The sequence below is a fragment of the Pseudomonas sp. WS 5532 genome (assembly GCF_012985445.1).
Classification (GTDB): Bacteria; Pseudomonadota; Gammaproteobacteria; order Pseudomonadales; family Pseudomonadaceae; genus Aquipseudomonas; species Aquipseudomonas edaphica.
Map to the genome: position 1 here is coordinate 1 of NZ_JAAQWK010000065.1, position 522 is coordinate 522.

The 522-nt window shown below is 58.2% G+C and carries 1 protein-coding gene; it reads right to left on the minus strand.

The window, feature by feature from the left end; genetic code table 11:
• On the minus strand, positions 1-379 hold a 379-nt coding region (locus tag HBO23_RS33600), incomplete at its 3' end, for an ATP-binding cassette domain-containing protein (RefSeq protein WP_170040996.1).
• Positions 380-522 lie beyond the last annotated feature (143 nt).

The window sequence follows — 522 nt, forward strand, 5'->3', positions numbered from 1 at the left end:
GCAGCACGATGTCACGGATCATTTCTTCCGGCAGCTCGGTATGCACCCGCAGCGGGAAAGCAACGTTCTCGAACACGTCCAGATCGGTAAACAGCGCACCGCTCTGAAACAACACGCCCATGTGCTTGCGGGCATCAAACAAATCACTGCGCGACAGGGCCGGCAGGTTTTGATTGTTGACCCACACTTCACCGCTGCTGGGACGCAGTTGCATGCCCATAAGGCGCAAAAGTGTGGTCTTGCCGCAGCCCGACGGGCCCATGATCCCCGTGACCTTGCCACGCGGGATACGAATATCGACATTATTGAAGATGCTGCGCGTGCCGCGCTTGAAGGACACTCCCTTCAGCTCGACCGCGTAGGCGTTATCGGCGCTCATCTAAACTCCTTGCGATGCAGCCTCTGCCTCTCACCCTGACACCAATCTTCTTGTGAAGAAGCACGCGTTCCCTGGCGGGCCGAACTGGCGGCGAACTATACCACTGCTCATAGTGACCGCCCAAGACCGAAGGAGTGCCGGTT